The following is an 11,999-nucleotide window of genomic DNA, read 5'->3' as shown; positions in this document are numbered from 1 at the left end:
CAGCCTCTGCCAATAGCTGCGCTTTGATCTCTGCACGGGTGCGTTTCATCTTAGATTCCTTTCTCTTGAGCTTCGATTCTTCCCTACATTATGCCCCAAATTTGCCCCCAAATTGAAATACACCCTTTCAGCCGGTTTGCGCAGGTTTGTTTTGCGTCAGGCTTGCCGCCCAAGATTGCTTCGCCGTGTCATGCACTACCTGCCACGACACACCAGCCTCACGAGCGAGACGTGCGCAATCCTCGAATTCAGGCGTAGCCGCTATCGCCTGCCCATCGAGTAGCTTGACCTTCATTCGTACACTGCCCCATGGCGTTTCTACCGTCACGACAGTGCGATCGGCTACGAAGCGCGGCATACGTAGCCAGCGCACTCCCAGAGTAGGCGTTTCACGCAACATTAAAGCAACCAGCTCCGATACCTGCGCTGGCCGGGCCAGCACTGACAGCAGCACTCCGGGGCGGTTCTTTTTCATATAGATTGGCGTGCACCAGACGTCCAGAGCGCCCGCTTCCAACAAACGCCCCTGTACGTAGCCCACCGCCTGCCCAGTGGCGTCATCGAGATTGCATTCCAAAAGTACGATTTCATCTTCTGCCCAACGCATGCCTGCGCAGACCTGACCAAGCCACACCCGCACAGCATTCAGGGCAGGCACGTGACGCGTGCCAAAACCGTAACCCACAGCCTCAATCATCATGGCTGGCTGCTCGAAACGAGCCAGCTCCGCCAGCAGGGCGACACCAGTAGGGGTCACAAGCTCCACCTCTGCCGGATGAGGTCGTGTGGGTACGTGCGCTTCGGCGATAATGCGCAACGTTGCAGGAGCTGGCACAGGCAAGATGCCGTGCTCTGTCTGAACCGTGCCGCCACCCAGCGGCAGTGGTGAGGCATAGACCGCCTCCACGTGTAGGAGATGCAACCCGGCTAACACGCCAACGATGTCCACAATGCTATCAATGGCGCCTATTTCGTGAAAATGCACCTCTTCGGGTGCCATGCCATGAACCTGAGCTTCGGCACGTGCCAGCCGCCAGAAGACCGCAGATGCAGTGCTCTTGACCGTAGCAGGCAGTGCGCTATTCTCCACTATCCTGAGGATGTCCACCAGTCCCCGATGGGGCTGCTCTTCTTCCTTGTAGCGCACTGTGACTTTGGTGCCACACACTCCTTGGCGTGTTTCGGGCTCCGCGATAATTTCGTAGCCCTGAATGGGCAAACTCGCCAGGCAGTTGCGCAGTTCCTCCAGTGGCAGACCTGCATCAAGCAGCGCTCCAAGCAACATGTCGCCGCTGGCGCCTGAGAAGCAATCGAAGTACGCGCAAAGCGTGGTCATTCGCCCTCTATCCCTTCCGTGCAGCTGCCACGCGATTGGCAATTATCCCTGCCATAGCGCCTGCACCGATGCCATTGTCAATATTGACCACCGCAAGCCCTGGTGAACAGGTTTGCAACATGGAGAGCAACGCGGCTATGCCCCCACTACCCAATCCGTAGCCCACCGAAGTCGGCAAACCAATCACCGGTACGGGCACTAGACCTGAGACTACTGAGGGCAGTGCCCCATCCATGCCTGCTGCCACAATGAGCACATCCACCTTTTCCTTCTCCAGCAGTTCGGAGAGTGGTCCGAACAAGCGATGCAGTCCTGCTACCCCTACATCATAGGCAGTAAAAACCGTGCAGCCCATCTCTCGGCAGACTAGTGCTGCTTCCTCGGCACAAGGGATGTCCGCGGTTCCAGCAGTCAGGATGCCCACCCGCCCTCCGGACACAGGGCGTGCTACACCCGGCTTGCGCAATACAGCAGCACGCGGCCGTGGATACCATTCTAAGATAGCCTCCTGGCTGAATTCCTCGCGCAGGCGACCTTCCTGTTCCCCTGAGACGCGGCTCAAAATAGCTCTACCCTCAGCATCGAGGAACTGACGTGCGATGGTGAGCACCTCTTCTGTGCTCTTGCAATCAGCGAGGATGACCTCTGGCACGCCTTTACGCCGTATTCGATTCAAGTCGGGATGAGCAATGCGTCCGCTGTTGCACCACTCAACTTCATCAGGATTTGATGGCATCATTAAGACTCCCACTGCGATATCCTGCCAAATCCAGCGCAACGTACAAGTAGCCTAATTCACGCAACCTGGCCACAATCCGTTGGCGGGTTCCTTCAGCTAAGACACGCTCCCAGTCTTGCGGCTGCACCTCAAGGCGCGCGATGGGTGGATGATGTCGCACTCGGAACTGAGTTAGGCAAATTTCATCACGCAAAAAGCTCTCAGCTAGCTCGATGCATTTCAGGGTTTCCTGTGTGAGAGCTGTTCCGTAGGGCACGCGTGAAGCAAGGCAGGCCATAGCTGGTTTGTCCCAGGTGGGCAAACCCAACTCCCGTGAAGCGGTGCGAATCTCCTGCTTGGAGAGGCCAGCCTCCAGCAAAGGTGCCCGTGCCCCGCTCTCCTGCGCCGCCTGCATGCCTGGCCGGTAATCGCCCAGGTCATCCACGTTGCCACCATGCACGACGCTTTGCAATCCTTCTCTTCTTGCAATGTCCCAGAGGACGTTCATCAGACTCTGCTTACAGAAGTAACAGCGCTCAGGGGGGTTGGAGGCAAAGCGTTGGTCGTCAAGCTCGTGCGTTTCGATCAGGCAGTGCCGTGCTCCGAGCATTTGCGCAATTTGCTGCGCCTCGCGCCATTCGTTATCGGCATGTATTGGCGAATGAGCAGTAACAGCCAGCACCTTGTCCGGCCCTAGCGCCTCCAGGCAAAGAGTAAGCAGCAAAGTGCTGTCCACGCCGCCGGAATAGGCGACCACGGTGCTGCCCAAGTGTAAGATGATATCACGTGCTCGTTCGATTTTGGCTTGTAGGTCTCTCAAATAATTTATAGCCTCTTTTGGAAATCACGTGCTTTTCTGCCAATAGCATGTTCTTGGATGTATCAGGACTTGTTCAACGCTCTCATCAACCTCAAGTTCAGAAAAATTCTATAGAAGGCCGCTTTTTGAGCAAACTATCCTTCGGTAGAAACTTTGAATGTCCAAACTTCTGCCAAGAGAACATTAACAGATTAATCGAGTTTCGTCAAGTGTTGCAATGCGCTTTTGCTACACCCTTAGGAATACGATATACTAGGTGATGCGCTAAATTACCCGTTGTCCACACAGCAACCTACAGGTAGGCCTGCTGCGCCCAGTATACAGGTGATGCAAAAGGCTAGTTGACTGGATTTTCGACAATGGCAAGATTTGAGAAAGGACTACCATGGAAGCAATCAATGTAGCTATTGAAGCGGCACATCAAGCCGGAGAACTGATCCTGCGCTATTTTCGCCAGCCTCAGGTAATCCATGCGAAAGGCCCCGGTGATCTCACTACCCATGTGGATCAAGAAGCAGAGGAGATTATTGTCCGTGTGATCCGACAGATCTTCCCTGACCACGATTTCCTGGGCGAGGAGGGGCACTCCGCACACTGCGAGGCGGAGAGCCTTTGGGTCATTGACCCACTGGATGGCACGCGGAATTACTCTGTTGGCATCCCTTGGTTCTGCACATCCATCGCTCTGGCGGTAAAGGGTAGAGCGATATTGGGCGTAATCTATGATCCAGTGCGCGGGGAGACCTTTTACGCGGAAGCAGGCAAAGGTGCCTATTTCAATGGCCAGGCAATCCGCTGCTCGAAAAAGACCAATATGGAGCGAGCTATCGCGGCCATTGGATTTCTTCCCGCACGCCACAAAGAGAATCCTGGCCTAGCCTTGCCGATGTTGACTCGCTTGCATCCGATGATCGAAGCCACACGCATCATGGGCGCTGCAGCCTTGAACCTGGCCTATGTGGCCAGTGGACGAGTAGAGATTTCGTTTCACGATCGGGTTAGTGCCTGGGATATTCTAGCCGGTGCATTGCTCATCGAAGAAGCAGGCGGAACGGCTACTGACTTTGCGGGCAGGCCAATCTCTGTGGCTTCACAGAACATCATCGCAGCAAGCAATGCGGCATTTCACAAAGAGGTTCTGCGTATTGCTCAGGAGATACTCAGAGAGCAGTAACGCCCTATATGTGAAAAAGTAAGCCATGTGGCATGCTAAGCCATGCATAACTAATAAAAAGGGAGTCGGGAGATGACAGAGGAACAGAAAAAGAGCACGACTGAGGAAAAGAGAAGCCAGGCCGAATGGGCCGAGATCGCGCGGCGCATCGAGGCTCAAATCAAACGCGAGCTCGCGAGTTGGGCCGGGGCAGAAGAAGGAGAGAATTGGGAAGCCATTGGCCGAAAAGCAGAAGCGAGAGTTAGGAGCAAAATGGCTGTTGGCTTAGGCGTAGCTCCCGAGTCTACATGGGAAGAGATAGGGCGCGCTGTAGAGCAGAAGGTACGCGCCGAATTGGCTCGTGGCGCAGGTGCAGCAGAGGGAGCCAGCTGGGAAGAGATTGGACGACGCGTTGAATTCCAAGTCAAGACTGGGCTAGGCCAGTGGGCTGATGCTTCTCCGGACGATGATTGGGTTACAATTGGCAACAAGATTGGTGCCAAGATCGAACGCATTCTAAAGGAGGTCCTGAGCAAAGGGGAGGAGGAAAAGCCGCCAGAGGCTCCTGAACCACCCAAGTCTGAGAGTGCCAATGAGACGTAGTGATGTGCCTTCCTAGCCACCCGCAAAGCTCCCATACCTGTTAGAGCGCGGTCAACGTGGGGGCATGCCTTGTCCATCAACGATAAGACAATGCATTAACTTTGACCATACTCATCACATCGAAGACGGAGGAAGTCCATGCGCGATGCAGTTATTGTCGAAGCACTGCGTACCCCGGTGGGCAAACGCGATGGCCTGCTACGGGATTATCACCCGGTCGAGCTAGGCGCTATTGTTTTGCGCGAATTGTTAAGGCGAACTGGTCTGCAAGCGCATCAGATTGATCAAGTGATTCTGGGTTGTGTAAGCCAGGTGGGTGAGCAGGGAGCTAACGTAGCCCGACAAGTGCTACTGCAAGCAGGTTTCCCTGTGGACATACCAGCGACAACGGTGGATTTTCAATGTGGTTCCAGCGAACAGGCGGTGCATCTGGCTGCGGCCCTGATCCAGAGCCAGGTAGCAGACATTATCATAGCTGGCGGCGTGGAGAGCATGACGCGTGTACCTATGGGCAGCAGCTTCATGAATGGCCCGGGCTCGCCCTTCACTCCTGAGATCATGGAGAAGTACAGCATCATCCCCCAAGGTCTCGCGGCAGAGGTCATTGCCAAACGCTGGAGGATCGGCCGGCGTGAGCTGGATGAGATTGGCTTCCGGAGCCACTTATTAGCAGCAAAAGCAACCGAAGCTGGCTGGTTCAAACGCGAGATTATCCCCTTGCCCGTGACCTTGCCCGATGGCAGCAAGGCAATTATGGATCGCGACGAAGGAATCCGTTACAATCCATCCCTGGAAAAGATGGCCACCTTGCAACCCGCTTTCAAAGAGGATGGTGTGGTCACGGCGGGAAATTCCAGCCAAATCTCTGACGGAGCAGCCGCTTTGTTGGTAATGGGCCGTGACACTGCCGAGGCTCTGGGACTGCATCCTAGGGTGCGCATCGTGGCACAATGCGTCGTGGGAGTGGACCCGCACAGCATGCTTACTGGCCCGATACCAGCCACTAAAGGAGTACTAAAGCGCGCGGGCCTGAAGTTGGAGCAAATGAACCTTATCGAAGTGAACGAGGCTTTTGCTTCCGTAGTGGCTGCCTGGCAGCGTGAATTACAGCCCGATATGTCTCGGGTCAATGTGCAAGGCGGTGCCATCGCTCTGGGGCATCCATTGGGAGCAACAGGAGCTAGGCTGATGGTTACTCTGATTCACGCTCTGGAGCGCACAGGTGGACGCTACGGCTTGCAGACGATGTGCTGCGGTGGAGGGCTGGGCATTGCCACCATTTTAGAGCGGGAAGAGTAGTAGATAGCCTTGCTGTCATCATAACCAACGACATGCCTTTATGGAGCAAGAAAAGGCAAAGTTGACCCAGCATGGGGCATGACAGCTAGTAGTGCCTTGTGTCCCATTTCTTCTTTGGCACTGGCTAGCGCCTCTTGCACTGAGGCAAAGGGCACAAAACCCATGCTCCGTACTACCTGAGCGTCTAAAGCGGAGACGAGGAAAACGCGTACCCCTCGTCTGCGGATTTTGGCGATGGCTGCGGCTTTGTGTCCTCCGAGCACAAACTGCTTCTGTATGCGCCGGAGCAGCTCATCTGGCGAATCTCCACAAGTAAGCCATTCGGCAAAGCGCGGATGGCCAATGCCCTCTTGGCATTCTGCTACCAGGATGACAATCCCATCATCGTGCACTGCACATGCAGCGTTTTCCAAGGCTTTGTGTGCCTGATATAGGTTAATATCCTTTGGCCATCCCCCTGCACTAGCCAACGCAATGTCAGCGCGTTGGGCTAATGGCACACGGTACAGTTCATCCACCTTGAGGCAACCTTGACGGTGAGCCAGGGTTACATCGCCTGCAACTGCTTCTACAATGCCTTTCTCGCCGTTCAAAACCACATTGAGCAGGAATGTCGGGCCAACAAATAAAGCAGCCTCCTCGATATCCTCGCGCACCGGGTTGCCTGCGATACGCCCAGCCACGGCGCTGTCTTGTACCATCCACGAGTGGTTTGCGGTAATTGTCTCCAGGCTGCAAACACCTGGCAATAATGCCTTTGCCCCACCTGTGTAGCCAGCAAAATAGTGGTATTCAATATTGCCCACGTACACACGCCAGTCAGCCTCGACAACCGGCTGGAACACCTGTACCGGAGTGCCACGGCTGGTACGCCCAACCTCGACAAAAGGTCCTGATCCAATGTCTCCACAACAAACGCGATCAAATACTGCCTCGCCGACCAACTTTGCCTGTTCTTCGGGCTTCAGGCAACGATGGCTGCCCAGGGCAAAGACGATACGGAGATTCCTTTCTGCAACGCCTCCCGCTGTAAGTTCAGACAGCAAAAGTGGAAGTAGACGCCATGTAGGACAAGGCCGAGTGATATCGCTGACAACGATGACAACCTGGTGACCGGGCCGCACCAGCTCACGGAGGCGCGCCGAACCAATCGGGTTTTCCAGCGCTTGCCGAACCAAGTCTTCTTCAGACCCTCGCTGCGGGGGCTGCTCCCGCTCCATAAGCCAGAGGATATTGTCTTTGGGCAGTACCACTGTTTGAGTTGAATGGCCATAGGCTAATTTGTGTTTCACCGAGATGAACTCCCTCTATCGAGATAGCCCCACTACAACTAGGGCAGGATTCTACGAACAAAGACATTATATATCAAGAACCAAATTTCTGGGAGAGCAGCCGTTGCTCTCCTTGTAGCAAAACACAAGTGTGCTGGATATGTAAAAATACGCTTCTCAATCTGTGGTGTGTTCTCTTGCGGGCTCAGCGGTGAGGGGTGATGGGATATCCCGATGCGACTGCTTTGATGGAAAAGGGTTATGGACTATAATGTATTTTGTATCACCGGAATTTGGAGTGCTTGATGGAGAGTTTCGCTGCGGTTCGCTTTGTGTTGCTCTATACCATGCTTTTGAATCTGGTGGCAACTGTCGCCAAGATCGTGGTCGGTTACGCCACTAGCTCTTTGAGCATCATTGCCGATGGATTTGATTCCCTATTCGATTCGGTCAGCAATATCATGGGCTTGATCGCGATTTACTTGGCGCGCCGTCCGCCGGATGCAGATCATCCCTATGGGCATCGCCGCTACGAGATCTTGATGACACTTGCTGTCTCAGTGTTGCTTTTTTTCACCTGCTTTCAGATCCTGACAAGCGCCTACCAGCGGTTGCTTCATCCTGTTGTGCCGAACGTCAACGTGTGGAGTTTTGCTTCACTGTTCGTGAGCATAGCCGTCCATACCTACGTAACGTTTTACGAAGAGCGTCGCGGCAAACAACTGCGCAGCGAATTTCTAGTAGCGGATGCATTGCACACGCGTGCAGACATCCTCGTTTCCCTGGGCGTCCTCGGCGGGTTGATAGTAGTGCGTATGGGCTACCCGATTGTGGACACTTTGCTGGCCGTGACGATCGCTTTGCTGATTGCCAAGCTGGGCATTGATATTATCCGCAGCAGCACTCGCATACTGACGGATGCCGTGGCTATTGATGCCAACAAAATTGCGCAAATTGTGCAACAGGTACCCGGCATCGAAAGCTATCATCACATCCGCAGTCGTGGTCAAGAAGATGACGTTCACCTCGATTTGCACATCCGCGTTGCGCCCGACATGCCTTTGGCGCAGGCCCATGAAATAGCCCATCAAGTGCAACGCAAGCTCCAACAGACCCTTCCGGGAGTTCGGGATGTGATCATCCACGTTGAGCCGCAGTCTCGCATCAGCCATGCCCCGCATCGCGACCTGTTTGCCGACATGGAGGAGGTAGCCAACAACCTGGGCGTGGTCATCCATCACCTTAATGCCCATGAGGTTAATGGGCGCTATTCTGTGGACTTGCATCTGGAGGTGTCGGATGCGCTGACCCTGGGCCAGGCACACGCTCAAGCCAGCTTGTTGGAGGAAAAAATCAAAGCGCAAGTGCCAGAAATTGCTGAGATCAACACACATATTGAGCCAAGCGCTGTTGCGCACAGCGGGTGTACTCAACTTCCTGCAGACTCGCATATTGCACAAAGAGCGCGAGAGATTGCACGCGGCGTGCCCGAGGTGCGCGATTGTCCTGAAGTCATTGCGTACGAGATGGATGGTAAATTCGTCTTGACCTTGCACTGTACACTGGACGAACACTTGCCGATTGCTCAAGCGCATGATATTGCAACTGTAATTGAGGAACGCTTAAGAAAGGAATGTTCGGACATCACACGAGTGTCCGTACATATGGAACCCAGCTCGACAGAAGCGCCATCTAACTGAGCACTGAGCTCACAACTCAGGCAAGGCAGCATAAGACGTATATCGGTTATATATCCTGCCCCGCCGTACCACTGGCTAGGATATCTATCACATCGCCATAATGCCAAACAATGACCATCATCGCTTTTCAGGAGGGCTCCATATGGGGCAGAATGCTCGATGAAGCAATGGGTGGAAAAACATCATGAGGCGGTATCGGTAGGCCTATTCCTCAGCTTGATCTTCTCAAGCGCCTTGGGCGCGATGCTACTCTTCATCAAAAAGCCAGTGCCTGCGCCGATCGTGATTCACCCTATCCCACCTCCTGCTGCCCAGCCCAGGGTGCCAACAGCTACACCTGAGCCCATTCAAGTGTATGTCTCTGGAGCCGTAGCCCACCCGGGAGTCTATGTCATTCCTTGGGACAGCCGCGTGCAACAAGCCATTAGCGCAGCGGGAGGTGCTACTGCGAATGCAGATTTGGCGCGGATCAATCTCGCACAGCGTGTGTACGATGAGCAGCAAATTTATGTGCCTGCCTTGGATGAATTAGCCACTCCTGTCCTGCCAACAGTCGTTCCACGCACGACAGGAAGCGAAATGTCCGCCATACCAGGGCGGAAAATCAATATCAATGCCGCCAGTGCAAGCGAGTTGGAGATACTGCCTGGCATTGGTCCTGCCTTAGCTCAGCGCATTGTAGATTACCGTCAGTCTGCAGGGCCGTTTCAGCACCTGGAGGACATTAAAAAGGTAAAGGGCATTGGAGACGGCATCTTCGCGCAAATCAAGGAACTCATCACAATCGAATAAGCAATGAGAAGAGCGCTTGAAGGCAACTCCGCTGCTATATGTTCTTTTTCTCCTCAACCACCTGCTGCGCCATGGCTATGAACTCGTCCAATGGCTTTGGTCCCAGGTTCTCTTCACTGCGCAGGCGCACAGACACCGTTCCATTCTGAACCTCTTTGTCACCCACGATCAGCATGTACGGGATTTTCTGCAACTGGGCTCTGCGCACTTTAGCGTTCATCCGTTCTTCACTGTCATCAATTTCAGCACGGAATCCAGCTTCCTTCAGACGCTGCAGCACATAGCGCGCATATTCATTATGGCGATCGGCGATGGGAATGACCTCGACTTGGACGGGCGACAGCCACACCGGAAAGGCACCGGCATAGTGCTCGATCAGACCGCCGACGAAGCGTTCCATGCTGCCCAACACGGTGCGATGCACCATGACAGGACGGTGCTCTTTGCCATCCGCGCCGACGAAGGTCAGGTCGAAACGCTCTGGAAAATTGAAATCCACCTGAATCGTGGGTCCTTGCCAACCGCGTCCCAATGCGTCACGCATTTTGATGTCAATAGCTGGGCCGTAGAATTTGGCTTCTCCTGGCATCACTTTGTACTCAATCTGACGCACCTTTAGTGCTTCTTCCAAAGCGGACTCGGCCGTTTCCCAAACGCTATCCCCGCCGATATACTTCGCCTTGTTCGCTGGATCGCGCACAGAAAGCTCGACGTCGAACTGCTCGTAGCCAAATGTACGCAGCATGAAAAAGGCTAGGTCCAGCACGCCGACGATCTCATCCATAAGCTGGCCTGGGCGGCAGAAAATGTGAGCATCATCTTGCGTGAAACCGCGCACGCGCAACATGCCATGTAGCACGCCACTCCGTTCATAGCGGTAGACCGTGCCTAGTTCTGCCCAACGCAGCGGGAGATCGCGGTAAGAGCGCGTCCTTGTCTTGTACATCAGCACAGCGAAGGGGCAGTTCATTGGCTTGAGCAGGTATTCGACGCCATCAATGTTGATCGGCGAGTACATCATGTCGCGGTAAAAGTCCCAGTGGCCACTGATCTTCCATAGGTCCAACCGTCCAATATGGGGGCTGTAGACGATATCGTAGCCGCGCTTGCGGTGCTCCTGCCGCCAAAAGTTCTCGATGACCTCTCGTATAAGCGCTCCTTTGGGATGCCAATAAATGAGACCTGCCCCACCGATTTCGTGCGTGCTGAACAAGTCCAGTTCGCGACCGAGTTTCCGGTGGTCGCGCCGTTCGATCTCAGCCAGCTTGTGCAAGTATGCCTCGAGTTGCTCGCTGGTCGGCCATACCGTACCATAGATCCGCTGCAGCATCGGTCGGTGCTCATCACCGCGCCAGTAAGCGCCGGCTACGTTCAGCAGCTTTAGACCATCCGGATTGATCTCGCGCGTATTGGACACATGCGGACCACGGCAGAGATCAACGAACGGACCATGCTTGTAAATGCTCAACTTGGGCGGTTCCTCAGAAGCCTCGCCGTACTCATCTTTGCCACCAGAAAGGATGTCCTGGATCAGTTCCAATTTATAAGGCTGATTGACAAAGAGTTCCCGCGCTTCTGCCTCGGAGATCTCGCGATACTCAAAGGGGTGATCCTCGCTCACGATCTGCTTCATCCGCGCTTCGATTTCCTCCAGGTCCTCGGGTGTCAAGGCACGCGGCAAATCAAAATCATAATAGAATCCCTCCTCAATCGCGGGGCCGATAGCCAGTTTGCCCTCTGGAAACTTTTCCAGCACCGCCTGGGCCATGACATGGGCGGCAGAGTGCCTCAACTTATGCAAAAATTCGTCTTCGTGTTCGTGTTTCTCAGGCATGTTTTTCCTCCTTGCCATGCAAACGATCGGTGGATTGCTAAAGCATGAAAAACCCTCTCACCCAAGGGGCGAGAGGGTTCCTCACGCGGTTCCACCCAATTTTGACAACCCAAATTCGTTGTCCTCATTGTGGCCGATAACGGGTACCTCCGGGGCTCCATACTCTGCTTATTGTGCATTTCAGGAGCCGGCTCCCAGGTGGTTTTGGCTGGATTCCCGTTGAAAAGGCTTGCAATCTGTGGCCTTCTCTCCCTGTAACGGCTCTTCCAGCTACTCGTCCTGATCACAGCCGATACAGAAAACCCACGGTCGCACCGTGGGCTTCATTGCCTTGCAATTTTATTATACCCTAAAGCGACGATTTTGTCAACTTACCGTGTTCTTTTATCTAAAATGTCACTAAAGAGGTATAGTTCTTTCAAATGATAATATCACCGGAGGGACTATGCCTAACGAAGAGAAAATGACCATTG

10 protein-coding genes and 1 other annotated feature are annotated in these 11,999 nt (G+C 54.2%); of the genes, 5 read left to right on the top strand and 5 right to left on the bottom strand.

The window, feature by feature from the left end:
* Nucleotides 1–127: 127 nt before the first annotated feature.
* From larC to larE, 3 genes are read right to left on the bottom strand one after another with little or no spacing between them, the layout of a single operon-like run.
* Nucleotides 128–1,336 (bottom strand): nickel pincer cofactor biosynthesis protein LarC, encoded by a 1,209-nt coding sequence (gene larC, locus H5T67_12520; protein MBC7246128.1) that lies wholly within the window; start codon nucleotides 1,334–1,336, stop codon nucleotides 128–130.
* A gap of 7 nt (nucleotides 1,337–1,343) precedes the next feature.
* The gene (larB, locus tag H5T67_12515; GenBank protein ID MBC7246127.1) at nucleotides 1,344–2,072 is read right to left on the bottom strand and encodes a nickel pincer cofactor biosynthesis protein LarB; all 729 of its coding nucleotides are present in this window, start codon (nucleotides 2,070–2,072) and stop codon (nucleotides 1,344–1,346) included.
* Nucleotides 2,056–2,874, bottom strand: coding sequence for an ATP-dependent sacrificial sulfur transferase LarE (larE, locus tag H5T67_12510; protein ID MBC7246126.1), 819 nt, complete (start codon nucleotides 2,872–2,874; stop codon nucleotides 2,056–2,058). Before larE ends, larB begins: the two co-directional genes overlap by 17 nt.
* Nucleotides 2,875–3,259: 385 nt before the next feature.
* Between larE and H5T67_12505 the strand changes: the two genes are divergently transcribed.
* From H5T67_12505 to H5T67_12495, 3 genes are all read left to right on the top strand, one after another.
* Entirely contained in the window at nucleotides 3,260–4,048 is a 789-nt protein-coding gene (locus tag H5T67_12505) for an inositol monophosphatase (GenBank protein MBC7246125.1), read from the top strand.
* Between the two features lie 72 nt (nucleotides 4,049–4,120).
* Entirely contained in the window at nucleotides 4,121–4,630 is a 510-nt protein-coding gene (locus H5T67_12500; GenBank protein ID MBC7246124.1) for a hypothetical protein, read from the top strand.
* A gap of 138 nt (nucleotides 4,631–4,768) precedes the next feature.
* Nucleotides 4,769–5,929 carry a thiolase family protein gene (locus H5T67_12495; protein MBC7246123.1) on the top strand — a complete coding sequence of 387 codons (1,161 nt, stop codon included), beginning with the start codon at nucleotides 4,769–4,771 and terminating at the stop codon, nucleotides 5,927–5,929.
* Nucleotides 5,930–5,967: 38 nt separating this feature from the next.
* Here H5T67_12495 and larA read toward each other — a convergent pair whose 3' ends face one another.
* Nucleotides 5,968–7,221: a nickel-dependent lactate racemase gene (larA, locus tag H5T67_12490; GenBank protein ID MBC7246122.1), complete on the bottom strand. Its 1,254-nt coding sequence runs from the start codon at nucleotides 7,219–7,221 to the stop codon at nucleotides 5,968–5,970.
* Nucleotides 7,222–7,505: 284 nt separating this feature from the next.
* Between larA and H5T67_12485 the strand changes: the two genes are divergently transcribed.
* Nucleotides 7,506–8,900: a cation-efflux pump gene (locus tag H5T67_12485; GenBank protein ID MBC7246121.1), complete on the top strand. Its 1,395-nt coding sequence runs from the start codon at nucleotides 7,506–7,508 to the stop codon at nucleotides 8,898–8,900.
* 171 nt (nucleotides 8,901–9,071) lie between these two features.
* Nucleotides 9,072–9,692 carry a ComEA family DNA-binding protein gene (locus H5T67_12480; protein ID MBC7246120.1) on the top strand — a complete coding sequence of 207 codons (621 nt, stop codon included), beginning with the start codon at nucleotides 9,072–9,074 and terminating at the stop codon, nucleotides 9,690–9,692.
* Between the two features lie 34 nt (nucleotides 9,693–9,726).
* On the opposite strand, the gene H5T67_12475 is transcribed toward H5T67_12480, so the two are convergent.
* On the bottom strand, nucleotides 9,727–11,526 hold the full coding sequence (locus H5T67_12475; protein ID MBC7246119.1) for a threonine--tRNA ligase: 1,800 nt from the start codon (nucleotides 11,524–11,526) through the stop codon (nucleotides 9,727–9,729).
* A 61-nt stretch (nucleotides 11,527–11,587) separates the two neighbouring features.
* Nucleotides 11,588–11,822, bottom strand: a binding site (T-box leader).
* Between the last annotated feature and the right edge of the window lie 177 nt (nucleotides 11,823–11,999).

The organism is Chloroflexota bacterium (assembly GCA_014360905.1).
Taxonomy (GTDB): domain Bacteria; phylum Chloroflexota; class Anaerolineae; order UBA2200; family UBA2200; genus JACIWX01.
The sequence above is the reverse complement of the archived record's forward strand: the minus strand, read 5'-3'. Positions and strand labels throughout refer to the sequence as shown.

Coding starts and splice junctions, on each gene's coding strand:
- larC (MBC7246128.1), bottom strand. CDS start 1,336: ATGACCACGCTTTGCGCGTACTTCGATTGCTTCTCAGGCGCCAGCGGC.
- larB (MBC7246127.1), bottom strand. CDS start 2,072: ATGCCATCAAATCCTGATGAAGTTGAGTGGTGCAACAGCGGACGCATT.
- H5T67_12505 (MBC7246125.1), top strand. CDS start 3,260: ATGGAAGCAATCAATGTAGCTATTGAAGCGGCACATCAAGCCGGAGAA.
- H5T67_12500 (MBC7246124.1), top strand. CDS start 4,121: ATGACAGAGGAACAGAAAAAGAGCACGACTGAGGAAAAGAGAAGCCAG.
- H5T67_12495 (MBC7246123.1), top strand. CDS start 4,769: ATGCGCGATGCAGTTATTGTCGAAGCACTGCGTACCCCGGTGGGCAAA.
- H5T67_12485 (MBC7246121.1), top strand. CDS start 7,506: ATGGAGAGTTTCGCTGCGGTTCGCTTTGTGTTGCTCTATACCATGCTT.
- H5T67_12475 (MBC7246119.1), bottom strand. CDS start 11,526: ATGCCTGAGAAACACGAACACGAAGACGAATTTTTGCATAAGTTGAGG.